Source organism: Acidovorax sp. KNOB132, from assembly GCF_057541515.1.
Genome location: NZ_BAAJYT010000033.1, coordinates 1 through 24369 on the forward strand (window position 1 = coordinate 1; position 24369 = coordinate 24369).

Genomic DNA, 24369 nt, shown 5'->3' on the forward strand with positions numbered 1-24369 from the left:
TGCCCCTGGTGCAGGGCACCGCCCTGCCCGCCTTCGCCCAGGCGCCCGCGGCCGCCGAGCCGCAATTGCCCGCCACCGAGGTCGTCGGCCGCCAGCAGTCCGGCCAGTACCACGCCCAGGAATCCGAGGGCGCGACCAGGACCGACACGCCGCTGCGCGAAGTGCCCCAGGCCGTGCGCGTGGTCACGCGCCAGTTGGTCGACGACCTGGGCGCCCAGCGCCTCGATGACGTGCTGGACTACGTGGCCGGCGTTTCGCGGCAGAACAACTTCGGCGGCATCTGGGACAACGTGGCCATGCGGGGCTTCGTGGGCCATGAGGACATGGGCATGGGCCTGCTGCGCAACGGCATGCCGGCCAACCGCGGCTTCAACGCGCCGCGCGACACCGCCAACGTGGAGCGCTTCGAATTCCTCAAGGGCACCATGGGCGCGCTGTACGGCAACAGCGAGCCGGGCGGCACGGTGAACGTCGTGACCAAACCACCCCGGTTCAAGGCCGCGCATTCGGTCGAGGCCTACTACGGCACGCACGACGCCAGGCGCATCGCGCTGGACAGCACCGGCCCGCTGAACGGCAGCGCCACCGAGCCCGCCACGCTGGCCTACCGCCTCAACGTGTCGGTGGAGGACAAGGACAGCTTCCGCGACTTCGTGCACAGCCGCCGCGAGCTGATCGCCCCCGCCATCACCTGGAAGCTCGGCCCCGACACCGTGCTGCGCTACGACGGCGAGTGGCTGCGCCAGCGCGCGCCGCTCGACCGGGGCGTGGTCTCGGTCAACGGCCAATTGGGCGCGGTGCCCACCTCGCGCTTCTACGGCGAACCCGGCGACGGCGACATCACCGTGGACAACCAGACGCACCAGTTCTTCCTGGAGCAGGCGCTGTCGGCCGACTGGAGCCTGCGCGCCGGCCTGCAATACAAGCGCAACACGCTGGCCGGCCTGGCCAGCGAATCCCACCAATACGGCCCGTCGCCCTGCCAGACCTCGGTCGAGGCCAGCGGCTGGCTGTGCCGCCGGCTCATCCGCCGCGACTTCCGGTCCGACGACACCACGGTGCAGCTCGACCTGAACGGGCGCCTCACAACCGGTGCCTTCCAGCACGAGCTGCTGGTCGGCGCCGAGGTGTCGCGCTTCGACATGGACCAGACCATGCTCACCCAGGCGGGCGGCGGTCGCTTCGGCTACGGCATCAGCGTGGCCAACCCGGTGTACGGCGCCACCGCGCGGCCCGCGCTCACGGCCCGCGCCATCGACCGCACGGTGGAAGACCGCACCACCGCCTTCTACGTGCAGGACCAGATCAGCCTCACGCCCCAGTGGAAGCTCCTGGCCGGCGTGCGCCACGACCGCTACCGCGGCGAGATCGACGAGCGCAGCACGGGCCGCGTCACCACCCAGGACCCGAGCGCCACCTCGCCGCGCCTGGGCCTGACCTGGCTGGCCACGCCCGAGGTGTCGGTCTACGCCAGCGCCGGGCGATCGTTCCGCGCGCAGGCCCAGACCACCGCGTCCGGCCAGCAGATCCAGCCCGAGATCGGCACCGCGCGCGAGCTGGGCATGAAGTGGCAGAGCGCCGATGCGCGCCTGGGCGGCAGCGTGGCGCTGTTCGACATCAGCAAGCGCAACACGGCCACCTGGGACGACGACGGCGTGTACCTGGTGCCGGTGCCCGGCAAGGTCCGCAACCGGGGCCTGGAGGCCGAACTGGCCGGCTGGGTCGCGCCCGGCTGGCGCGTGGCGCTGAGCTACACCTACCTGGACGCCGACCCGCTCATCACCCAGTTCGCCCGCCAGAGCGCCAGCGCTTTCGTCACGCACGAAAGGGCGCTGGCCGGCGGCGGCCTGCTGGGCGTGGGCGGCGGCTTCACCCACGTGGGCGAGCGCCGCGGCGACACGGGCGAGCCGCGCCTTCCCGCCTACACCGTGGCCAAGCTGACCACCTACTGGAACCCGGACAAGCGCCTGCGCGTGTCGCTGGACGTGGACAACCTGTTCGACAAGACCTACTACCACAGCGCCTACAACCGCGTCTGGGTCATGCCCGGCAGCCCGCGGCAGGTGACGGTGGGCGTGCAATACAAGTTCTGAGGACCCAGAGCCAAAACAGCCTCCAGCGCAATGAATGCGCCGGCATGACGCTCATTTTTTCATAGCAATCAGGAACGGTGCCGCAGGATGCCGTTCTTGATGCCAAGGCGGACAGCCGCACCGCGCACCGATCGCAAGGGTTAGAGAAATTTCAGAACGTTTCAGGACTTCTCAGCCCCTGTTAAGGGCACAAAGAAGGCCCGCCGCCAGAATCCGTGGGCTGAACGACGCGATCGAAGAATCACCAGGAATTCGAAAACCGCTCTCCGGTGACGAATGGACAGCCAGATTTCGGCAGGAGAGGGAGGTCAGAGAAAAAAAGAGAAAGGAAAGGGCGACCGGCGCTGCGCCGCAAACGCTGGCTTTTCCACGAAAGCCCCTGCCGTTCGGCAGGGGCTTTTTTTTGGATCGTTCGGGCCATCGCATCGGCGCAAAGAAAACGGCGCTCAGAAGAGCGCCGTTGTGCTTCAAAGCCTGCGCTTTTGACGGGACTCAGCGCGGCAAGTCGGAGTACCCCATCAGGAACTCGTCCACCGCGCGCGCGGCCTGGCGGCCTTCGCGGATGGCCCACACCACCAGGGACTGGCCCCGGCGCATGTCGCCCGCGGCGAACACCTTGGGCACGTTGGTGGCGTAGCCGCCGTCAAAGTCGGTGGTGGCCTTCGCGTTGCCGCGGGCGTCCTTGTCCACGCCGAAGGCGTCCAACACCTGCGCGACGGGGCTCACGAAGCCCATGGCCAGCAGCACGAGGTCGGCCTTGAGGACCTGCTCGCTGCCAGCCACCTCGACCATCTTGCCTTCCTTCCATTCGACGCGGACGGTCTTGAGGCCGGTGACCTTGCCCTTCTCGCCCAGCAGTTCCTTGGTGGAGATGGCGAACTCGCGCTCGCAGCCCTCCTCGTGGCTGGAGCTGGTGCGCAGCTTGATCGGCCAGTAGGGCCAGGTCATGGGGCGGTTCTCGACCTCGGGCGGCTGGGGCATCAGCTCGAACTGCGTGACGCTCACGGCGCCGTGGCGGTTGCTGGTGCCCACGCAGTCGCTGCCGGTGTCGCCACCGCCGATCACGATGACGTGCTTGCCATCGGCGCGCAACTGGCCCTTGAGCTTGTCGCCGGCGTTGACCTTGTTCTGCTGTGGAAGGAACTCCATCGCGAAGTGCACGCCGTCCAGGTCGCGGCCCGGCACGGGCAGGTCGCGCGACTGCTCGGCGCCGCCGGTCAGCAGCACGGCGTCGAAGTCCTTTTGCAGTTGCTCGGGCGTGATGGTTTCCTTGGCCCAGTTGGTGACCTTGGAGCCCTTGCCCAGGCCGTCCTTGGCGGCGCCGATGAACACGCCGGTGCGGATGGTGACGCCCTCGGCGGCCATCTGCTCGGCACGGCGGTCGATGTGCGACTTCTCCATCTTGAAGTCGGGAATGCCGTAGCGCAGCAGGCCGCCGATGCGGTCGTTCTTCTCGAACAGGGTCACGTCGTGGCCCGCGCGCGCCAGTTGCTGGGCCGCCGCCATGCCGGCCGGGCCGGAGCCGACCACAGCGACCTTTTTGCCGGTCTTGTGCTTCGGGGGCAGGGGCTTGACCCAGCCCTCGGCCCAGGCGCGGTCGATGATGGCGTGCTCGATCGACTTGATGCCCACCGGGTCGTCGTTCACGTTGAGCACGCAGGCGGCCTCGCAGGGCGCGGGGCAGATGCGGCCGGTGAACTCGGGGAAGTTGTTGGTGCTGTGCAGCACCGCGATGGCGCTCTTCCAGTCCTGCTGGTACACCAGGTCGTTGAAGTCCGGAATGATGTTGTTGACCGGGCAGCCGTTGTTGCAGAACGGCGTGCCGCAGTCCATGCAGCGCGCGCCCTGGATCTTGGCCTGCGCGTCATCCAGGCCGATGACGAATTCCTTGTAGTGCTTCAGGCGCTCGCCGACGGGCTTGTAGCCCTCTTCGATGCGCTCGTATTCCATGAAGCCGGTGGTCTTTCCCATGATGTCTGTCCTTGAATCGTTGAATGCGGTGCGGGTGGATCGGGCGGGCCTTACTTGGCGGGCACCGCTTCCTTCGCAGGATGGGCGACCGCGGGGGTCGCGGGCTCCTCCAGCACCTTGCGTTCATGGATTTCGGACAGCGCGCGCTTGTATTCGGTCGGGAACACCTTCACGAACTTGGCGCGCGAGGCCGCCCAGTTGTCCAGCAGTTCGCGCGCACGCTTGCTGCCGGTCCAGCGGTTGTGGTCTTCCAGCATCTTCTTGAGCTGGGCTTCGTCGGTCTGATCTCGGTGCCAGATGCCGCGCGAGATGCTGGCGGTCTGCTCGTCACCGGGCAGGATGCGCTCCAGCGTCACCATGGACAGGTTGCAGCGGGTGTCGAACAGGCCGTCCTCGTCGTACACGTAGGCCACGCCGCCGCTCATGCCGGCCGCGAAGTTGCGGCCCGTCTTGCCGAGCACCACCACGGTGCCGCCCGTCATGTATTCGCAGCCATGGTCGCCGGTGCCTTCCACCACGGTGGAGGCCCCCGACAGGCGCACCGCGAAGCGCTCGCCCGCCACGCCGCCGAAGAACGATTCGCCGCTGGTGGCGCCGTACATCACGGTGTTGCCCACGATGGTGTTGCGCGTGGTGTCGCCGCGGAAGTCGATCGACGGGCGCACGATGACGCGGCCGCCCGACAGGCCCTTGCCGGTGTAGTCGTTGGCATCGCCGATCAGGTACAGCGTGATGCCGCGCGTGAGGAACGCGCCGAACGACTGCCCGCCCGTGCCTTCCAGCTGGATGCGGATGGTGTCGTCCGGCAGGCCTTCAGGGTGGGCGCGCGTGACGGCGCCCGAGAGCATGGCGCCCACCGAGCGGTTCACGTTGCGCGCCACTTCGATGAACTGCACCCGCTCGCCCTTTTCGATGGCGGGCTGGCTGCGCTCGATGAGCTTGCGGTCCAGGGTCTTCTCGATGTTGTGGTCCTGCACGTCGACATGAAAGCGCGGCACGTCGGCCGGCACGTTCGGCTGGGCGAACAGGCGGCCGAAATCGAGGCCGCGCGCCTTCCAGTGGGCGATGCCGGCACGCATGTCGAGCAGGTCGGTGCGGCCGATGAGGTCGTCGAACTTGCGGATGCCCAGCTGGGCCATGATCTGGCGCACTTCTTCGGCGATGAAGAAGAAGTAGTTCACCACGTGCTCGGGCTTGCCCGAGAACTTCTTGCGCAGCTCGGGGTCCTGCGTGGCCACGCCCACGGGACAGGTGTTCAGGTGGCATTTGCGCATCATGATGCAGCCCTCGACCACCAGCGGCGCGGTGGCGAAGCCGAACTCGTCGGCCCCCAGCAGCGCGCCGATGGCGACGTCGCGGCCGGTCTTCATCTGGCCGTCGGCCTGCACGCGCACGCGGCCGCGCAGGCGGTTGAGCACCAGGGTCTGCTGGGTTTCGGCCAGGCCGATCTCCCACGGGCCGCCCGCGTGCTTGATGGACGACCAGGGCGATGCGCCCGTGCCGCCGTCGTGCCCGGCGATCACCAGGTGGTCGCTCTTGCACTTGGTCACGCCCGCGGCGATGGTGCCCACGCCCACTTCGGACACCAGCTTGGTGCTGATGCTGGCGTGCGGCGCCACGTTCTTCAGGTCGTGGATGAGCTGGGCCAGGTCCTCGATCGAATAGATGTCATGGTGCGGCGGGGGGGAGATCAGGCCCACGCCGGGCACGCTGTGGCGCAGCTTGCCGATGTAGTTGGTGACCTTGCCGCCGGGCAGCTGGCCGCCCTCTCCGGGCTTGGCGCCCTGGGCCATCTTGATCTGGATCTGGTCGGCCGACGACAGGTATTCGGCCGTGACGCCGAAGCGGCCCGACGCCACCTGCTTGATGCGGCTGCGCAGCGAGTCGCCGTCCTGCAGCGTCAGGTCGACCTCGACGTTCTCGGCGCCGATCACGCTCTTGAGCGTGTCGCCCTGCTTGATCGGAATGCCCTTCAGTTCCTGGCGGTAGCGCGCGGCATCCTCGCCGCCCTCGCCCGTGTTGCTCTTGCCGCCGATGCGATTCATGGCCACGGCCAGCGTGGCGTGCGCCTCGGTGGAGATCGATCCCAGCGACATGGCGCCGGTGGCGAAGCGCTTGACGATCTCCTTGGCCGATTCGACCTCGTCCACGGCAATGGCCTTGGTCGGGTCGAACTTGAACTCGAACAGGCCGCGCAGGGTCATGTGGCGGCGGCTCTGGTCGTTGATGAGCTGGGCGTATTCCTTGTACGTGTTCCAGTTGTTGGCGCGCGTGGAATGCTGCAGCTTGGCGATGGCGTCGGGGCTCCACATGTGCTCTTCGCCGCGCGCGCGCCAGGCGTATTCGCCGCCGGCGTCCAGCATGGTTTCCAGCACCGGGTCGTCGCCGAACGCGGCCTTGTGCATGCGGATGGCTTCTTCGGCGATCTCGAACACGCCGATGCCTTCCACGCGGCTGGCGGTGCCGGTGAAGTACTTGACGATGGTGTCGGTGTTCAGGCCGATGGCCTCGAACAGCTGCGCGCCGCAGTAGCTCATGTACGTGGACACGCCCATCTTGGACATGATCTTCGACAGGCCCTTGCCGATGGCCTTCACGTAGTTGTAGATGGCTTTCTCGGGCGACAGGTCGCCCGGCATGCCCGCGTGCATCTCGGCCAGGGTTTCCATGGCGAGGTAGGGGTGCACGGCCTCGGCGCCGTAGCCGGCCAGCACGGCGAAGTGGTGCACCTCGCGCGCCGTGCCGGTCTCCACCACCAGGCCGGCCGTGGTGCGCAGACCTTCGCGCACCAGGTGCTGGTGGATGGCCGACAGCGCCAGCAGCGCGGGGATGGCCACCTGCGTGGCGTTCACGGCGCGGTCGCTGATGATGAGGATGTTGGCGCCGCCCTTGATGGCATCGACCGCCTGCGCGCACAGCGAGGCCAGCTTGGCCTCCACGCCCTCGCGCCCCCAGTCCAGCGGGTAGGTGATGTCGATGGTCGCGCTCTTGAACTTGCCCTGCGTGTGCTTTTCGATGGCATGCAGCTTGGCCATGCCGGCGAAGTCCAGGATGGGCTGGCTCACTTCGAGCCGCATCGGCGGGTTGACCTGGTTGATGTCCAGCAGGTTGGGCTTGGGGCCGATGAAGCTGTTGAGCGACATCACGATGGCCTCGCGGATCGGGTCGATCGGCGGGTTCGTCACCTGGGCGAAGAGCTGCTTGAAATAGTTGTACAGCGGCTTGTTCTTGCCCGACAGCACGGCCAGCGGGCTGTCGTTGCCCATCGAGCCGATGCCCTCTTCGCCGTTCTTGGCCATGGGCGCCATCAGGAACTTGATGTCTTCCTGCGTGTAGCCGAAGGCCTGCTGGCGGTCGAGCAGCGGCAGTTCGGCCGGCAGCGGACCCGCCGGCGCCTCGCCGCCCACGCTGTCGAGCTTGATGCGCAGGTTCTCGATCCACTGCTTGTAGGGCTTGGTGTTAACGACGTTGGCCTTGAGCTCCTCGTCGTCGATCATGCGGCCCTGCTCCAGATCGATCAGGAACATCTTGCCGGGCTGCAGGCGCCACTTGCGCACGATCTTGTTCTCGGGGATCGGCAGCACGCCGGACTCGGAGGCCATCACGACCAGGTCGTCGTCGGTGATGCAGTAGCGCGAGGGGCGCAGGCCGTTGCGGTCCAGCGTGGCGCCGATCTGGCGGCCGTCGGTGAACACGATGGAGGCCGGGCCGTCCCAGGGCTCCATCATCGCGGCGTGGTATTCGTAGAACGCGCGGCGGCGCTCGTCCATGGTGGTGTGCTGCTCCCACGGCTCGGGGATCATCATCATCACGGCCTGGCTGATGGGGTAGCCGGCCATGGTCAGCAGTTCGAGGCAGTTGTCGAACGTAGCGGTGTCGGACTGGTCGGCGAAGCTGATGGGGTAGAGCTTCTTGAGGTCGGCCGCGAGCACGGGCGAGGCCATCACGCCCTCGCGCGCCTTCATCCAGTTGTAGTTGCCCTTGACGGTGTTGATCTCGCCGTTGTGCGCCACGTAGCGGTACGGGTGGGCCAGCGGCCACTCGGGGAAGGTGTTGGTGGAAAAGCGCTGGTGCACCAGGCCCACGGCCGAGACGCAGCGCTCGTCCTGCAGGTCCAGGTAATAGGTACCCACCTGGTCGGCCAGCAGCAGGCCCTTGTAGACCACCGTGCGGCTGGACATGCTGGGCACGTAATACTCTTTGCTGTGCTTGAGCTTGAGGTTCTGGATGGCGGCGCTGGCCGTCTTGCGGATCACGTACAGCTTGCGCTCCAGCGCGTCCTGCACGATCACGTCGTTGCCACGGCCGATGAAGACCTGGCGCAGGATGGGCTCCTTCTTGCGCACGGTGGGCGACATCGGCATGTCGCGGTTGACCGGCACGTCGCGCCAGCCCAGCAGCACCTGGCCCTCGGCCTTGATGGCGCGCTCCATCTCCTGCTCGCAGGCCAGGCGCGAGGCGTGCTCCTTGGGCAGGAAGATCATGCCGACGCCGTATTCGCCGGAGGGCGGCAGCACCACGCCGGTGGATCCGTCGGGGGCCGTGCCGGCCCGGGCCATCTCTTCGCGGTAGAGCGCGTCGGGGATCTGGATCAGGATGCCCGCGCCATCGCCCATGAGCTTGTCGGCGCCCACGGCGCCGCGGTGGTCGATGTTTTCGAGGATCTTGAGCGCCTGCGTCACGATGTCGTGGCGCTTCACCCCCTTGATGTGGGCCACGAAGCCCAGGCCGCACGCGTCGTGCTCTTGGGTGGATGAATAGAGACCGTGCTCTTGCAGGTATTGGATCTCGGCAGCCGTCGTCATGGCGCTCTCCTCGGAAATGGGTCGCAGGGAGCGCAAGATTAGTGCATCGCAACAAGGTCGGGCAAGTACTTTAAATGGGGTCAGATTCACATTATTGATGAGAATAGATCGCATTTATTTTTATTGGGGACAAATCAAAATCAGGAGCAACAAAGCTTTTTGCCACAAGGCCTGAAGGAGTTATTCGGGAATAGGCCTGGGCACGGCGGTCGGGCGGCCGGCCTTGCCTTTGACCACCCGGCGCTCCGTCTGCTGTTGCAACGCCTGCACGAACGCGGCGTCTCCCAGGGCCCAGCCGGCGAGTGCGGAATCGGTCAGCGCCTGCTGCTGCAGCCGGCCGACGCCCGCCTGCACCAGCGCGGCGTAGGCCGCCTCGCGGGCGAAGGGCGTGTTGCCCAGCGCCCAGAACAACGCATGCGGCGTGATGAGCCGGTCGTTGCGCAGGCCCAGGCAATGGGCGTGGCTGGACCAGGGGTAGTCCACCGCCTGCGCGGTGGCGCCGGAGCGCACCGGGTTCAAATCCATGTAGGCCATGCACGCGAGCAGGTAGCGCTCGGGCTGCAGCACGGTGGAGCGATAGCGCCCCTCCCACAGCGTGCCGGTGCGCGCGTGGCGGTTATTGAAATAGCGCACGTAGCTGCGCCCCACCGCCTGCATCATCAGCGGCAGTCCGTCGGCCGTCTGGGGGGTGGCCAGCAGGTGAAAGTGGTTGCCCATGAGCACGTAGGCATGGACGGCCACGCCGCAGCGGCGGGCCTGCTCGGTCAGCAGGGCCAGCATGGTTTCATGGTCCTGCCGGTCGGCGAAGATGGCCTGGCGGTTGTTGCCGCGCTGGATCACGTGGTGCGGGTAGCCGGCAAGGGTCAGGCGGGGCAGTCGGGCCATGGGGTCGCACAAAGTGGAACAGGCGCCATGGTAGGGGGAATCCGTCCCCGATTCCGCATGTGCCGCCCGATCGGCGCGATTGCTACTATTTTTATAGCATCAAAGGCAAACAAAACCCCGGCATGCGGCCAAAAACCCTCAAACCGCTGCCGGAACCGCCTCGGGCGCCGTGTCCGCTTCTGGCGGCAGGCCGAACCGCGCCGCCAAAGTCTGCTCCAGCCCGAACTCCGCCAAAATCGCCCGCAGCCGCTCGGCCGCGCTGCGCTTTTTCTGGCCGATGTAGCGGGCCACGATCAGCTCGTTCTTCATGCTGTGCTCCCAGCCCACCAGCTCGGTCACCGTCACCTGGTAGCCGCTGGCTTCCAGGTGCAGGCACCGCAGCACATTGGTGATCTGGCTGCCCATCTCGCGCGTGTGCAGCGGGTGGCGCCACAGTTCGGCCAGCGGCGTGCGCGACAGCTGCAGCGCCTTGCCTTGGCGCAGGCACGCGGCCACCTCGGCCTGGCAGCAGGGCACCAGCACCATCGCGCGCGCCTGCTTGGCCAGCCCGAAGGCGATGGCGTCGTCGGTGGCCGTGTCGCAGGCGTGCAGGGCCGTCACCACGTCGATGCGCTGCGGCAGCGCCGCGGCATCGGTGGATTCGGCCACCGACAGGTTGAGGAACGACATGCGCTCGAATGCCAGCCGCTGGGCCAGGGCGCGCGAGTGCTCCACCAGCTCGGCCCGCGTCTCGATGCCGTAGATGTGCCCGCGCCCCAGGGCCTTGAAGAACAGGTCGTACAGGATGAAGCCGAGATACGACTTGCCCGCCCCGTGGTCCGCCAGCGTGGCAGCGTGGCCTTCCTGCGACAGCTCCTGCAGCAGCGGTTCGATGAACTGGAACAGGTGGTACACCTGCTTGAGCTTGCGCCGCGAATCCTGGTTGAGCCGCCCTTCGCGGGTGAGGATGTGCAGCGCCTTGAGCAGTTCGATGGACTGGCCCGGCCGCAGCTCCTGCAGCACCTGGTCTTCGGGCGAGGGCTTCGGCGCGGTCCGCCCCGCCGATGACGAAGACGCGCCCCCCTGCCCGGCCGCAGCTTTGGCGCACTTCATGCGCCCTCCCCTGCGCCGGCAGCGCCCACCGGCGTGGCCCGCCCGGCCACCGGGCAGCGCGGGCCGACATCCAGTGCCTTCCAGCCTTCGGCGCCCAGTTCCTCCAGCACTTCGATGTTGCGCTCGAAGATCGCCTCGGCCTCGGGGAAGGCCTCCACCGCACGGTCGATGCTCTCCTCGCGCAGCAGGTGCAACGTGGGATACGGCGCGCGGTTGGTGCTGTTGGTGACGTCGTCCACGCCGGTGCCGTCGAACTGGAACTGCGGGTGGAACGAGGCCACCTGCAGGATGCCGCCCAGGTCCATGGCGTCGACCAGATCGTCGGCCAGCGCGAGGAAGTCGTTGAAGTCCAGAAAATCCTCCATGCAGCCCGGCGCCATGAGCAAGGTGGTGTCACGGCGCTCGGCGGAGATTTCGGCCAGCGCCTCCAGCTCGCGCTGCAGGTCTTCCAGCAGGCCCCGCCCATCGGTCGCCTCGCTCACCACGTAGTGGATCTGCGCCTTCACATGCACCGCCTTGGCGAAGGGGCACAGGTTCAGGCCGATCACCGCGCGCTCCAGCCAGCGCACCATGTCCTCTTTCACGGTGTCGTGCGGAAAGGCGTGCGGAAAGGCGTGCGGGGCGGCGGTGGGCAATTCGGTCATGGGGGCTTTCTTCGGGGGGCGCCCATTTTATCGGCCGGGCGCGGGTGGGCCTTGCGGCGGGGCCGTGCCGCCAGACCGTGGCAGCGTTCGGCCCGCGCGCCCGGAGCGATCAGGACAGCAGCCGTTGGCCTGTGAGCCGCTCGTGCTCGCGCACCGCGAAGCGGTCCGTCATGCCGGCGATGAAGTCCGCCACCGTGCGCATCCGCTGCACCTCGTTGCCGGCCGCGGCACGCGCCGCGAAACGCGGCTTCATCGCCTCGGGTGAGTCCGTGTAGGCCGCGAACAGATCGCGCACCACCTGCTGGGCCCGTCCGGTGGTTTCCATCACCTGAGGGTGGCGGTACAGGTTCTGGAACAAAAAAGCGCTTCAGCCCCTGCGACTGCGCGCGCATCTCGGCGCTGAACGCCACCAGGGGCGGCGCACGGCGCACGTCATCCACCCGCGCCGGCGCGAACTGGGCGATGGCGGCGTTGGTCGCATCGATCACGTCATACACCTGTGCGCTGAGCATGCGCCGGATCGCTTCGTTCAGAAGCCGCCGCTGGCCCGCCGGCGCCGCCAGGTGCGGGTGGTCGCGCTCGGCCTCGGCGCGGTAGCGCTCGAACAGCGGCACCTCGCTCAGTTGCGCCAGCGTGATGAGGCCGGAGCGCACGCCGTCGTCGATGTCGTGCGCGTTGTAGGCGATCTCGTCGGCCAGGTTGCACAGTTGCGCCTCCAGGCTGGGCTGCCCGCGCTGCAGGAAGCGCTGGCCGATGCCGCCGGGCTCCAGCGCCTCCATGCGCTCGGCGTTGGCGCGCGAGCAGTGCTTGAGAATGCCTTCCCGCGCCTCGAACGTGAGGTTCAGGCCGTTGTAGTCGGGATAGCACTCTTCCAGCTCGTCCACCACGCGCAGGCTCTGCAGGTTGTGCTCGAAGCCGCCGTGCGTGGCCATGCATTCATGCAGGGCGTCCTGCCCGGCGTGGCCGAACGGGGTGTGGCCCAGGTCGTGCGCCAGGGAGATGGCCTCCACCAGATCCTCGTTGATGCGAAGCGAACGGGCGATCGAGCGGCCCAGTTGCGCCACTTCGAGCGAGTGCGTCAAGCGCGTGCGGAACAGGTCGCCCTCGTGGTTCAGGAACACCTGCGTCTTGTAGACCAGCCGGCGGAAGGCGGTGGAATGCACGATGCGGTCGCGGTCGCGCTGGTACTCCGAGCGCGTGGGCGCCGCCGACTGAGGATGTCGGCGCCCCCGGGTATCGGCCGGGTCGCAGGCGTACGGCGCCAATCCAGGGGGCTGCATCAAAAGGGTCTTCACCGCTCGACTGGCTTCAATTTCATGCGATTCAGCCAATAGCCTCAGGCACAGCAGGCGTCGATGACTTCGCGCACCAGCGCATCCGGCGCGGCACGCACCGCCGCGCGCCCGGGGCCGTCGATCACCACGAAGCGGATCTCGCCCCCTTCGGATTTCTTGTCCACCCGCATCAGTTCGAGATAGCGGCCCGCATTGTCCGCCGCATCGATCACCGGGCCGCGCACGGGCAGCCCCGCACGCTCGATCAGCTGGCGCAGTCGCTGCACGAAGGCCGCGTCCACCAGCCCCAGCCGGTACGACAGCTCGGCCGCCATCACCATGCCCGCCGCCACGCCTTCGCCATGCAGCCAGACGCCGTAGCCCATGCCCGCCTCGATGGCGTGGCCGAACGTGTGGCCGAAGTTGAGAATGGCGCGCAGGCCGGCCTCGCGCTCGTCCTGGCCCACCACGAAGGCCTTGATCTCGCAACTGCGCCGCACGGCGTGGGCCAGCGCGGCATGGTCGCCGGCGCGCAGGGCATCCATCGCGGTCTCGAGCCAGCCGAGGAACGCCATGTCGGCAATGGGGCCGTACTTGAGCACTTCCGCCAGCCCCGCGCTCAGTTCGCGGGCTGGCAAGGTATCGAGGGTGGCGAGGTCGCACACCACCAGTTGCGGCTGGTAGAACGCGCCGATCATGTTCTTGCCCAGCGGGTGGTTGATCGCGGTCTTGCCCCCCACCGACGAATCGACCTGCGCCAGCAGCGTGGTAGGCACCTGCACGAACGGCACCCCGCGCATGTAGCTGGCCGCAGCGAACCCGGTCATGTCGCCCACCACGCCGCCGCCCAGGGCGAACAGCACGGTCTTGCGGTCGCAGCCGTTGGCCAGCAACGCATCGAAGACGAGGTTCAGCGTCTGCCAGGTCTTGTGTTCTTCGCCATCGGGCAGGACGACCTGCAGCACCCGTGGGTAGCGCGACGTCAGCGCAGCCTCGAGCCGCTGCACATAGAGCGGCGCCACGGTCGAATTGGTGACGATCAGGGCCGACGCGGCGGCCGGCAAGGCCTGGTAGGTGGCCGGGTCGTCCAGCAACGATTCGCCGATGAGGATGGGGTAGCTGCGGTCGCCCAGGGCAATGTCCACCTGGGCGGGGCGATCGCCCTGCAGTGCGCTGGCGGATGGATGGGCGGCGCGGGAAAGGGGGGCCTGGGATACCAGGGGCATGTCGTGATCCATGGTCGAGAGTCTAGCGGGCCGCCCATGCGGACGGATGTCTGCAGCCAAAGTCCCGATCAGTACCGTGCTGCCACAACATGCGGACATTCGGAGGGAGAGATGGGAGAGGAAAAAGAGGCTCGCTGCACCAGCGCTGCCAGAGGCCAACGGGTGGACAGTATTGTTGCCGCGGGCATGCACCGTGCCGTCGGTGACCGGCGCGAAAGTGTGCAACCGTGGAAGCAGCGCCGCCGTCAGCCGACGGAGGCCAGTTCCAGTTGCATCGCGATGTGATTCACCAACGCCGCGACGGTCTTGCCCCGCCCCGTGGACACCACATAGTGGGCCGTGGCACGGTACAGCGCATCCCGCTGCTGGTGCAGGTCCTTCAACCGGCCCAGCGGGTCCGCTCCCTGCAGCAGGGGGCGGGACGTGTCGTGCCGCACATGGCGAACGATGTCCTCGGGCGACGCGTCGAGATAGACCACCTTGCCATGCGCCCTGAGGCGGTCGCGGTTGGGCGCACGCAGCACGGCGCCGCCGCCCGTGGCCAGCACATGCGCCGGGCCCGCACTTCGACCCGCGGTCAGCTCATCGATCACCTGCTCTTCGATGTCGCGAAAGGCGGCTTCCCCCTCACGATCGAAAAAAACACGGATCGAGCAGCCGATGCGCTGCTCGATCACGTGGTCCGAATCGATGAAGGGAATCCCCAGCCGCCGGGCGAGTTGACGCCCGACGGTGGATTTCCCGGAGCCCGGGAGGCCGATGAGATGAAGGCTCAGTTGGGCGTACTGCAAGTGCTTGCCGTACCAAATGGACTCACACGCGAAGCTGGAGGAATCGTCTTGTCGGTCAGGTCCGATGCAGGGGCTGTTGCCACGAACGCGAAGAACGAACTGGACTCCGTGCCGGAAACAATGGCCTTGGCTGCCAATTCAAAATTCACCCAGTAGGCATACTGCTGTCCGTAAGTCAAAGTGAACTCGGCAGATCCAGCAGCATCGGTCGTGACGGAAGCAGGTGCAATGACGCCTGGCAAGCCCGGAGTCAGTTGACCGTTGCCGTTGGCATCTTCACCGGCATCCAAAATACCGTTGCGGTTGGCGTCTTCATTCACACAAGAAAGCAGGAAGCCATTGGGTGTCGTGTCGTAACCCCAGGCAGAAGCGGCATCGCTAAACACCAGAGGAGAACCCTTTAGGTAGAACGGAGGCCAGTACGAAAGCGTCAGGTTCTGATTTGCGACCGGTGCGCCATTGGCATCGTTCACTTGCACCGAGAACGTCTTGCGATACGTCGTGTTCAGCTTCTCGATGGTGTTGTTGGCAGCGATGGAGATGAAGAGCGCCTGGCTGCTGATCGTGAGCGAAGACGTGGCCGTCACATTGGTGTTGGCAACGGTCGCACGAATCTGCACGCCGTTGGCGGCCGTGGACGTGGCACCAGAAATGAAGACGTCCGTCGCCAAGCCGTTGGCATCCGTGACGGCGGAGCCCGTCTTGATGCTGCCACCGCTCAGATCCTGCACTGCCGTGAAGAAAACTGTCTTGCCCTTGACGGCGTTGCCGGCGGCATCACGCACCGTGGCGCGCAACTGGACCTGGTTGGCGGAGCTGCCTGCCACGTTCGGGGGCAAAGCGGCGGAAGACGTCTGCAGCACCAGCGAGGCTGGCGTCGAAGCGATGAAATTCAGCGGCAGCGTGGTCACGGCACCGTTGTCCACCACCGCGCTGATCGTCGCCACGCCCACGGATGCGGCCGAAGCCTGGGTAGACGCAATGCCATTGGCATCGGTCGTCGCCTGGCTGGGAGACACCGAGCCGCGGGTGGTGCTGAACGAGATGACCTTGCCCGCCACACCGGCGCCGCCGGATGCATAGCGCACGGAGACCGTCCGCGCCGTGTTGACCTCGACTTCGGTGTTGGCCGTGGGCGCCGAGAACGCGAAATCCACGCTGGTGACGTTGATGGAAATCTGGGTCTGCGCACCGGCGCTCTGGATGGTCACCGTGTCCGTGCCGCTGCGCGTTGCCGCGTAAGCGAACGTCACAGCGCCATTGGCGTCCGTCGAAGTGCTGGCCATGGTGATGGCATTGCCCAGAGACGACGTGACGGCCACCGTGCTGGCGGCAATGGCCGCACCGCCGCTGTCCTTCACGCTCACTGCGAAATTGGTCGTGGCACCGGTCAGTAGAGACGACGAACCCGATGCGGTCAACGTGGTACCCGTCACCGGAATGGTGATGGATTTCGTGATCGATCCCGACTTCACCGTGACGGCGATGTCGCGGTTGGAACGGTCCGTGCCGGCGGTCAACACCGCCGTCGCCTTGCCGTCTGCAGCCGTGGTGCCCACGACGCTTGCCAGCGTGCCGCTGGATGCCGTGAACGACACCGCCTGTGCGGACAGCGCATTGTTGGCGGCGTCCTTCACCACGGCGGTCAACGTCAGGCCGGTCTTGTCGGCCGACGCCAGGCCCGTGGCAGACGTCAAGATTTCCACAGAGGCTGCCGTGCTGACCGGAGTCGTTCCTCCGGGCGTGGTGCCAGCGCTCCCCCCGCCGCCACCGCAAGCAACCAGAGTGGCAGCCAGCGATAGGGCAATGATTTTGATGAATGACTTCATTATTTACCTATAGTTAACGAACTGGTCCGCGATCGGAAATGACTTTGGGTGTGATGAATACCAGCATTTCCCGCTTCGTGGATTCTTTGGTCCGGCTCTTGAAGAGGTTGCCCACCACCGGCACATCGCCCAGCACGGGAATCTTATTTTCCTGGTTGGTTTCTTCCATCTCGAAGATACCCCCGATCACCACGGTCCCGCCATTTTCGATCAACACCTGGGTCTTGATGTGCTTGGTGTCGATGGCCACGCCCTGCGTCGTGCTCTCGCCACGGCTGTCCTTGTTGACATCCAAATCAAGAATGATGTTGCCCTCCGGGGTGATCTGCGGCGTCACTTCCAGCTTCAACACCGCCTTCTTGAAGGCGATGGTGGTGGCGCCGTTGGGGGCCGTGACGGAATAGGGGTACTCGGTGCCCTGCTCGATCAAGGCCTTCGTCTGGTCCGCCGTGATCAGGCGGGGGCTGGACACGATCTTGCCTTGTCCGTCTGCCTCCATGGCCGACAGCTCGAGGGTCAGGAAACGGTTGGCCGCCGAATTGAAGATGGACAGGGCAAACGAGCCCACCGCACTCGTCGTGGACAGCTGCGCCGGCAGATTGACGAACGTGCCTCCAGGATCGGTGGCCGTGGAACTGGCACCGCTCGTGGAGACGGCGTTGCTGTAGCTTGTGCCGAAAGCGACACGGTTGTTGCCACCGATGCCGTAGCCACCGTCGCCGCCGCGGCTGGCCCTCAGGTCAGAGGCACCCAGCTTGACGCCGAGCGATCGGCCGAAGGTGTCGCGCGCTTCGACAATCCGCGCTTCGATCATGACCTGGCGCACCGCCACATCCAGCGTCGACAGCAGTTGCCGCACCTCTTCCAGCTTGCTTGGCGTGTCCGTCACGAAAAGCTGATTGGTTCGCGGCTCGGAGATTGCACTGCCCCGCTCGGAAAGAAAGCGCGTGGACGTGCCGCTGGTACCGCCGCTGTTCGTGCTGGTCGCCAGTTGGGTCACCATGTCGGCCGCCTTGGCATAGTTCAACTGGAAGGCTTGCGTGCGCAGCGGCTCGAGCTTCTGGATCGCCAGCGCTGCCTCATAGTCCTTCTTGGTGCGGGCGTCGATTTCGTCCTTGGGCGCGATCCAGAGGACCGTGCCGGACTTGCGCATGCCGAGACCCTTGGCGTCCATGATGATCTGCAGGGCCTGATCCCATGGCACGTCCTTCAGACGCAGCGTGAGCGCGCCAGTGACGGTGTCGGAGGTGACGATGTTGAAGTTCGTGAAGTCCGCAATCACCTGCAGCAACGAACGCACTTCGATGTTCTGGAAGTTGAGCGACAGTTTTTCGCCGCTGAACCCGGGGCCCTGCGTCAGCTTGCTCAGGTCCACCTTCTTCTGGCGGATTTCCACCACGAACTGGTTGTCGCTCTGGTAGGCGCTGTGCTCCCATTCGCCGATGGGATCGATGGTCATCCGAACACGCTCACCTTGCTGCGATGTCGTGACGATCTGCACCGGGGTGCCGAAGTCCGTCACATCCAGGCGGCGGCGCAAGCCCTCCGGCAGCGACGATTTCAGGAATTCGACCACCAGGCCCTTGCCTTGCTGACGCAGGTCCACGCCGACCTGGTTGTTGGCTAGGCCCACGATCACGCGGCCCGCACCGTCGCTGCCGCGGCGGAAGTCGAGGTCACGCAGGGGCAGGACATCGCTGTTGCGGTCTTCCGCAAAAACCGCGACCGGCGCCGGCTGCGCCGCCGCCGTGTTCGACACGGGCTCCAGCGCCACCATCAAGGACTTGCCCTGGATTTCGGCACGGTACGAGGTAGGCTGCTTGAGGTTCAGGACGACGCGGGACCGGTCGCCTGCCTGCACGATGTTCACGGACTTCAGATTGCCTTGGTTGACTTCCACCAGCGACTTGCCTGTCGCATTGGTCGTCGCCGGAAAATCGAGCGCAATCCTGGCCGGGGCCTGAATGGCAAAACCGGTTGGCAGGGTGGAAAGGGGTTGCGACAAATCGATGCGTACCAATTCGGTCCCGCCCTGCATGACCCCCTGGACGGCTTCGATGGCGGTCTGGGCATAAGCCCAGGTGCTGCCCAGCGATGCCACAGCAGCCAACAACAACGCTCGATAGCGTGCACCAAAACTGTTTTTCTGAATCATTTCTTCCCCTCTTGGAGATCGAGCGTGGTCTGACGCTCTATCCAGTCACCCGTTGCATCCTGAACGATTTCCCGTAACTGAATGGCTGTTTCAGTGATTTGGGTAATCCTTCCATAATTCTGTCCAAGGTAATTGCCGACCCGAACCTGGTACAACAAGTTATCCACCTTGAGCAAGGCCGTCGGCGTGCCGGTTTTATTCAAACTGCCGACCATGGACATGGTATCCAGGGGATAAGCTTCCAAAGGCTCCTTGCGACGCGCCATTTCCGGCGCAATCAAGGTGGCGTTGGCCGCCAATTGGGTCGAATCGCGCCTGAGGGCCTGTGTCAATTTGATGGAATTGAAGGGATCCGTTGCTCCATCCGCCTGATAGTTCTGCGGCTGGAATTGCTTGGGTTCGGTAAGGGGGGTAATGCGCGGCTTGGTGTTGGCACGCAAATCCGTCATCCACTGGCGAAGCTCGTCCTGACCCGAAGATTCACAACCCATCAACGCCGCGCAGACTGCCAGCAAAGCGATGTGCCACATTCTCATTTCTTCGCTCCACCCGCTGCCTGGCGCTGCGCCTGAATTTCTTCAGGGTCCAGATAGCGGAACGTTCTCGCCGTGGCTTCCATCGTGAGGGTGCCGCCATCCTTGCCTGCAGGGAGGATAGAAATATTATTCAGCGTCACGATCCGGGAAAGATTGGCAATATCAGCGGCAAATGCACCGATATCATGGTATCGGCCGGTCACTCTAATAGAAATCGGCAACTCCGCATAATAATCCCTGACCACGATCTGGCCCGGCTTGAACGATTCGAACTGCAAACTGCGACCCAGGCCTGCCTGATTGATATCAGACAAAAGAGCCGCCATCTCCGCCTTGCTCGGCAACTGCTTTTCCAACTGGATCACATACTGCTGCACCTGCTCGCGCTGCTTCTTGAGCGCGTCCAGACTCACGGCCTTCACGAGCTTCTTTTCATAATCGGCGCGCAAGGTGAGTTCCTTGGCCTGCTCGGCTTCCAGCTCCGCCTCGTACTCATTCAGCTTGAAGAACCACAGGAAGGTAGCGATGCCCGCCGCGATGGCGATGCAAAGCAGGATTCTCGGCAGCACCGGCCACAGAGAAGGATCTTTGGGATCGAGGTTGCGGAACTGCCGCTGCAAGCTGGACTGCAGCGCCACAAAGTCCACGGAAGACGCTTTTTTCGTTGCCATGATCACTTTCCAACCGCTTTGGGCGCAGTGGCAGGGGTACTTGCAGCGCCAATGGCTTTTTGCGCCTCGCTCGTGCGCATCAGCCGAAACCGGAGGTTGAAGGAGGCCACGCGGCGCTGCTCCCTCGGGTTCAGCGCGATGTTGGCCGCAACGATCTCTACCAATTCGGGCTTGGAGAACCACGGTGTGTTGTCGGCCAGATTGCGCAGCATTTCCGACACCCGCTCGTTCGATTGCGCCATCCCCTGCATCGTGATCACCTGGTCGACTTGCTTGAGATTGGTAACGTAAACCCCATCTGGCAGCTGTTGAACTAGTTCATTGAGCAGGTGCACCGGCAGATTGCGATCCGACTGCAGGTCTTCCACCGCCTTCTGGCGGGCACGAAGGGCCGCGATTTCTTCTTCGATGGTCGCGATTTCCTTGATCTGGCCTTCCAGAACCTTGATCTCGCTTTGCAGGAACGTGTTCTTGTCCTGCTGGGCGGTGATCACCATCTGGTACCACCAGTAGATGCCGCCGGCAATGGCAAGCCCCACCAGAAAAGACGCGAACATCGTCGCCTGGAACGATTCCTTGCGGCGTTTCCGGGCCGCCTCGCGATGGGGAAGCAGGTTGATGAGAATCACTGCAGGAACCTCCGCATGGCCAGACCACATGACGTGAGGTAGGAAGGCGCCTCGCGCACCATCTTCTTCAATCGCACGGCGCTTCCGATTTCCATGCCGTCGAACGGATTGATGGCGGTGCAGGCACAGCCTGAATGCTGGGTCACAGCCTCGGTCAAGCCAGGCAGCGGCGCGGAGCCGCCTGCGAGCATGATGTGATCGACCCGGTTGTAGGGCGTGCTGGTGAAGAAGAACTGCAGCGCACGGCCGATTTCCTGCGCCATGCTTTCCACGAAGGGACGCAGCACGGCCGACTGGTAGTCGTCCGGAAGGTCACCGCTGCGCTTCTTGCCTTCGGCCTCTTCCAGCGAGAACCCGTATTGCCGCACGATCAATTGCGTCAGCTGCGCTCCCCCGAAGGCCTGGTCGCGGTCGTACAGCACTTCGTCGTTGCGAAGCACCTGCATGCTGGTGGTCAATGCGCCGACCTCGAACAGCGCGACCAAAGCATCGTTGCCGTGGTTGGGCAGCGCTTCGATCAGGCGCCCCGCAGCCAGCCGGGAGGCATGCGATTCGATGTCGACGATCACGGGCTTGAGGCCCGCCGCTTCGGCCAGGCCCTGGCGGTCCTGCACCTTTTCACGGCGCGACGCCGCGATCAGCACATCGACATCGCCGGGCGAGCTCTTGCTAGGGCCGACCACGCAGAAGTCCAGGCTCACTTCATCGAGCGAGAAGGGGATGTACTGGTTGGCTTCGGATTCCACCTGCACTTCCAGCTCCTGCTCGGACATGCCGCCGGGCAGGGTGATGCGCTTGGTGATGACGGCCGATGGCGGCAAGGCCAATGCCACGTTTTTCGTGCGGGTGCCGCTCTTCTTGACCAGCCGGCGCAGGGCCTCGGCGACCTCATCGAATTTTTCGATGTTGCCGTCGGTGATCCAACCGCGCTCCAACTGCTCGATCGCACATCGCTCCAGTACCAGCCCTCCCGCCTTGTCGCGCCCCAACTCCACCAGCTTGACGCTCGAGGAACTGATGTCGATACCCAGCAGTGGCGCGGACTGGCGACTGAACAAAGACCCCAAAGAGATCAAGATTAGCCCCCGTAACTTGCCAATTTGACGCAACAAAACTTAACACTTCACATGAATGCTATCAGTAAGGTTGCAGGCCAGCCAAGAGTTTTACGGCGCTGTTACGGACCGAACGTTGTCAAAAGCACACGCTCATTTGCCGCCTCTTCCGATACCGATATTCATGCGCCTGTGGTATAGGTGCGCCACCCTTTGGCGTGATTTGGCAGACGGGTGAGGCCCATATTTTTATAATGGCCGGTTGCTCTCTCCTGGAACGCTATGCCGTCATCACCTACCGACAAGACCCCCAACCCGAATCCGCCGAAACGGCCGGCATGGTGGCGCTGGATTGTCCGAAGCGCAGCGTGGTTGCTCGGGCTGGCGGCGGCCGGCGCCGTGGGCGTGGCGCTCACGATCGCCGTGGCGCTGGCGGTGGCTTACCCCAACCTGCCGGACATTTCGGACCTGGCGGACTATCGGCCCAAGCTGCCGATGCGGGTCTACTCGGTCGAAGGCGCTTTGCTGGGAGAGTTCGGCGAGGAACGGCGCAACCTCACTCCCATCCAGGACATTCCCAAGGTCATGACCAACGCGGTGCTGGCCATCGAAGACGCACGCTTCTTCCAGCATGGTGGCGTGGACTACAAAGGCGTGGTGCGCGCAGCGCTGGCCAACATGGGCCGTGTGAAGAGCCAGGGCGCCTCGACGATCACGATGCAGGTGGCCCGGAACGTTTATTTGTCATCCGAGAAAACATTTACCCGAAAAATTTACGAAATATTACTGACCTTCAAATTGGAGCACCTGCTGACCAAGAACCAGATTCTCGAGATCTACATGAATCAGATTTATCTCGGAAACAGGGCATACGGTTTTGCGGCGGCTTCGGAGGCTTATTTCGGCAAGCCCCTGCAGAACATCTCCATCGCAGAGGCCGCCATGCTGGCCGGGCTGCCCAAGGCCCCCTCGGCCTACAACCCCATCAGCAACCCCAAGCGCGCCCGCATCCGGCAGCTGTACATCATCGACCGCATGCAGGAGAACGGTTTCATCACCGCGCAGGAGGCCGCCGCCGCCAAGGAAGAGGACCTGAAGATCCGCTCCGGCCCGGATTCCACCCGCATCCACGCCGAATACGTGGCAGAAATGGCCCGCCAGCTCATCTTCGCCCAATACGGCAACGAGGCCTACACCCGCGGCCTCAACGTCTACACGACCCTCAATGCCGGCGACCAGGAAGCCGCGTACGTCGCCTTGCGCAAGGGCATCATGGATTACGAACGCCGCCAGCACTACCGCGGGCCGGAGAAATTCGTCGCCCTGCCCACCAATGCCCAGGAAGCCGAGGACGTGATCGACGACACCCTCGCCCTGCATCCCGACAACGGGGACGTGATGTCGGCGGTGGTGCTGGAGGTGACGCCCAAGAAGATCGTGGCGGCGCGCGCCAGCGGCGAGCCGATCGAGATCACCGGCGACGGGCTGAAGCCGGCCCAGTCGGGCCTGAGCGACAAGGCGCCGCCGAACGTCAAGATTCGCCGCGGCGCCGTGATCCGCGTGATCCAGACCCCCAAGAAGACCTGGGACATCACCCAGTTGCCGGAAGTCGAGGGCGCCCTGGTGGCGGTCGATCCGCGCACCGGCGCGATCAAGGCCCTGGTGGGCGGCTTCGATTTCGACAAGAACAAGTTCAACCATGTGACGCAGGCATGGCGCCAGCCAGGGTCGAGCTTCAAGCCGTTCATCTACTCGGCCGCGCTGGAAAAAGGCTTCACGCCGGCCACCGTGGTGAACGATGCCCCGCTGTTCTTCAGCGCCGGCGTCACGGGCGGCCAGCCCTGGGAACCCAAGAACTACGACGGCAAGTATGACGGCCCGATGACCTTGCGCACCGCGCTGGCGCGCTCCAAGAACGTGGTGTCCATCCGCGTCCTGCAGGCGGTCGGCCCCAAGAACGGCCAGGAATGGGTATCCAAATTCGGCTTCGACGCCGAAAAGCACCCGCCCTACCTGACCATGGCGCTGGGCGCGGGGTCGGTCACGCCCATGCAGATGGTGTCGGCCTATTCGGTGTTCGCCAACGGCGGCTACCGCGTGAACCCCTACCTGATCAGCCGGGTCACCGACCACAAGGGCCGCATCCTGTCGGACTTCCAGCCGCCAGCCACCTCCGACAACCCCCGTGCGATCGATGCGCGCAACGCCTTCGTGATGGACAGCCTGCTGCAGGAAGTCACCCGCTCCGGCACGGCGGCGCGTGCACAGGCCACGCTCAAGCGCCCCGACCTGTACGGCAAGACCGGCACGACCAACGATGCCGTCGATGCCTGGTTCGCCGGTTTCCAGCCCACGGTGGCCGCGGTGACCTGGATCGGCTACGACACGCCCCGCAACCTGGGCAGCCGCGAAACCGGCGGCGGGCTGAGCCTGCCGATCTGGATCAGCTTCATGGAGCGCGCGCTCAAGGGCGTCCCGGTGGCCGAGCCCACCGTGCCGCCCGGCGTGGTGAACGTGGGCGGAGAATGGTTCTATGAGGAGTTCGCCCGCAACGCGGGTGTCGCCAGCGTGGGCATGGAAGACGCCTCCGCCGCCGTGCCCGGGTCACCGCCGCAGGCGCCCCCGCCGACCGAGGAGCGCAACCGGATCCTGGATCTGTTCCGCAATTGACCCCATGGGCCGCCGGCACGCGGCCCCTCAAAGAAAAGCCCTT

The 24369-nt window shown here is 65.2% G+C and carries 16 protein-coding genes and 1 pseudogene; 3 read left to right on the plus strand and 14 right to left on the minus strand.

All coding sequences use genetic code 11. The features are described 5' to 3' along the window. Together AC27IO_RS07590 and AC27IO_RS07595 are read left to right on the plus strand one after the other, a co-directional pair. The coding region (locus AC27IO_RS07590; protein ID WP_498738213.1) for a TonB-dependent siderophore receptor at nucleotides 1-2093 on the plus strand (2093 nt) is incomplete at its 5' end. Nucleotides 2094-2369: 276 nt separating this feature from the next. After that, nucleotides 2370-2579 (plus strand): hypothetical protein, encoded by a 210-nt coding sequence (locus tag AC27IO_RS07595; RefSeq protein WP_498738215.1) that lies wholly within the window; start codon nucleotides 2370-2372, stop codon nucleotides 2577-2579. Between the two features lie 6 nt (nucleotides 2580-2585). On the opposite strand, the gene AC27IO_RS07600 is transcribed toward AC27IO_RS07595, so the two are convergent. The 14 genes and pseudogenes from AC27IO_RS07600 to AC27IO_RS07665 form a co-directional block, all read right to left on the minus strand. Next, complete coding sequence (locus AC27IO_RS07600) at nucleotides 2586-4064, minus strand: glutamate synthase subunit beta (RefSeq protein WP_284429917.1); 1479 nt, start codon at nucleotides 4062-4064, stop codon at nucleotides 2586-2588. 50 nt (nucleotides 4065-4114) lie between these two features. After that, a complete protein-coding gene (locus tag AC27IO_RS07605; protein ID WP_498738218.1) occupies nucleotides 4115-8869 on the minus strand; it encodes a glutamate synthase-related protein in 4755 nt (1584 codons plus the stop codon). A 180-nt stretch (nucleotides 8870-9049) separates the two neighbouring features. After that, complete coding sequence (locus tag AC27IO_RS07610) at nucleotides 9050-9754, minus strand: transposase (protein ID WP_498738220.1); 705 nt, start codon at nucleotides 9752-9754, stop codon at nucleotides 9050-9052. A 138-nt stretch (nucleotides 9755-9892) separates the two neighbouring features. Next, a complete protein-coding gene (locus AC27IO_RS07615) occupies nucleotides 9893-10846 on the minus strand; it encodes a class I SAM-dependent methyltransferase (protein WP_498738222.1) in 954 nt (317 codons plus the stop codon). Beyond that, the gene (locus tag AC27IO_RS07620; RefSeq protein ID WP_498738224.1) at nucleotides 10843-11490 is read right to left on the minus strand and encodes a DUF1415 domain-containing protein; all 648 of its coding nucleotides are present in this window, start codon (nucleotides 11488-11490) and stop codon (nucleotides 10843-10845) included. The genes AC27IO_RS07615 and AC27IO_RS07620 overlap by 4 nt, the downstream gene beginning before the upstream one ends. Before the next feature lie 109 nt (nucleotides 11491-11599). Continuing rightward, nucleotides 11600-12770, minus strand: a pseudogene (locus AC27IO_RS07625) (deoxyguanosinetriphosphate triphosphohydrolase). Nucleotides 12771-12826: 56 nt separating this feature from the next. After that, nucleotides 12827-13990, minus strand: a complete 1164-nt coding sequence (gene aroB, locus AC27IO_RS07630; RefSeq protein ID WP_498738226.1) for a 3-dehydroquinate synthase — start codon at nucleotides 13988-13990, stop codon at nucleotides 12827-12829. 245 nt (nucleotides 13991-14235) lie between these two features. Beyond that, nucleotides 14236-14781: a shikimate kinase gene (locus tag AC27IO_RS07635; RefSeq protein WP_498738228.1), complete on the minus strand. Its 546-nt coding sequence runs from the start codon at nucleotides 14779-14781 to the stop codon at nucleotides 14236-14238. Then, nucleotides 14763-16610: a hypothetical protein gene (locus tag AC27IO_RS07640; RefSeq protein ID WP_498738230.1), complete on the minus strand. Its 1848-nt coding sequence runs from the start codon at nucleotides 16608-16610 to the stop codon at nucleotides 14763-14765. Before AC27IO_RS07640 ends, AC27IO_RS07635 begins: the two co-directional genes overlap by 19 nt. A gap of 13 nt (nucleotides 16611-16623) precedes the next feature. Further along, nucleotides 16624-18765, minus strand: a complete 2142-nt coding sequence (locus AC27IO_RS07645; RefSeq protein WP_498738232.1) for a type IV pilus secretin PilQ — start codon at nucleotides 18763-18765, stop codon at nucleotides 16624-16626. Continuing rightward, nucleotides 18762-19301: a pilus assembly protein PilP gene (locus AC27IO_RS07650; protein ID WP_272567557.1), complete on the minus strand. Its 540-nt coding sequence runs from the start codon at nucleotides 19299-19301 to the stop codon at nucleotides 18762-18764. The genes AC27IO_RS07645 and AC27IO_RS07650 overlap by 4 nt, the downstream gene beginning before the upstream one ends. Continuing rightward, a complete protein-coding gene (locus AC27IO_RS07655) occupies nucleotides 19298-19972 on the minus strand; it encodes a type IV pilus inner membrane component PilO (RefSeq protein WP_284396664.1) in 675 nt (224 codons plus the stop codon). The genes AC27IO_RS07650 and AC27IO_RS07655 overlap by 4 nt, the downstream gene beginning before the upstream one ends. 2 nt (nucleotides 19973-19974) lie before the next feature. Next, nucleotides 19975-20601, minus strand: coding sequence for a PilN domain-containing protein (locus AC27IO_RS07660; RefSeq protein WP_284410955.1), 627 nt, complete (start codon nucleotides 20599-20601; stop codon nucleotides 19975-19977). After that, nucleotides 20598-21677, minus strand: coding sequence for a pilus assembly protein PilM (locus AC27IO_RS07665; RefSeq protein ID WP_284429908.1), 1080 nt, complete (start codon nucleotides 21675-21677; stop codon nucleotides 20598-20600). Before AC27IO_RS07665 ends, AC27IO_RS07660 begins: the two co-directional genes overlap by 4 nt. 261 nt (nucleotides 21678-21938) lie before the next feature. Between AC27IO_RS07665 and AC27IO_RS07670 the strand changes: the two genes are divergently transcribed. Then, a complete protein-coding gene (locus AC27IO_RS07670) occupies nucleotides 21939-24326 on the plus strand; it encodes a penicillin-binding protein 1A (protein WP_284429907.1) in 2388 nt (795 codons plus the stop codon). Nucleotides 24327-24369: the final 43 nt, after the last annotated feature.

Excerpts from the sequence above, each read along its gene's own strand:
- AC27IO_RS07595 (WP_498738215.1), top strand. The coding sequence starts at position 2,370 with ATGGACAGCCAGATTTCGGCAGGAGAGGGAGGTCAGAGAAAAAAAGAG.
- AC27IO_RS07600 (WP_284429917.1), bottom strand. The coding sequence starts at position 4,064 with ATGGGAAAGACCACCGGCTTCATGGAATACGAGCGCATCGAAGAGGGC.
- AC27IO_RS07605 (WP_498738218.1), bottom strand. The coding sequence starts at position 8,869 with ATGACGACGGCTGCCGAGATCCAATACCTGCAAGAGCACGGTCTCTAT.
- AC27IO_RS07610 (WP_498738220.1), bottom strand. The coding sequence starts at position 9,754 with ATGGCCCGACTGCCCCGCCTGACCCTTGCCGGCTACCCGCACCACGTG.
- AC27IO_RS07615 (WP_498738222.1), bottom strand. The coding sequence starts at position 10,846 with ATGAAGTGCGCCAAAGCTGCGGCCGGGCAGGGGGGCGCGTCTTCGTCA.
- AC27IO_RS07620 (WP_498738224.1), bottom strand. The coding sequence starts at position 11,490 with ATGACCGAATTGCCCACCGCCGCCCCGCACGCCTTTCCGCACGCCTTT.
- aroB (WP_498738226.1), bottom strand. The coding sequence starts at position 13,990 with ATGCCCCTGGTATCCCAGGCCCCCCTTTCCCGCGCCGCCCATCCATCC.
- AC27IO_RS07640 (WP_498738230.1), bottom strand. The coding sequence starts at position 16,610 with ATGAAGTCATTCATCAAAATCATTGCCCTATCGCTGGCTGCCACTCTG.
- AC27IO_RS07645 (WP_498738232.1), bottom strand. The coding sequence starts at position 18,765 with ATGATTCAGAAAAACAGTTTTGGTGCACGCTATCGAGCGTTGTTGTTG.
- AC27IO_RS07650 (WP_272567557.1), bottom strand. The coding sequence starts at position 19,301 with ATGAGAATGTGGCACATCGCTTTGCTGGCAGTCTGCGCGGCGTTGATG.
- AC27IO_RS07655 (WP_284396664.1), bottom strand. The coding sequence starts at position 19,972 with ATGGCAACGAAAAAAGCGTCTTCCGTGGACTTTGTGGCGCTGCAGTCC.
- AC27IO_RS07670 (WP_284429907.1), top strand. The coding sequence starts at position 21,939 with ATGCCGTCATCACCTACCGACAAGACCCCCAACCCGAATCCGCCGAAA.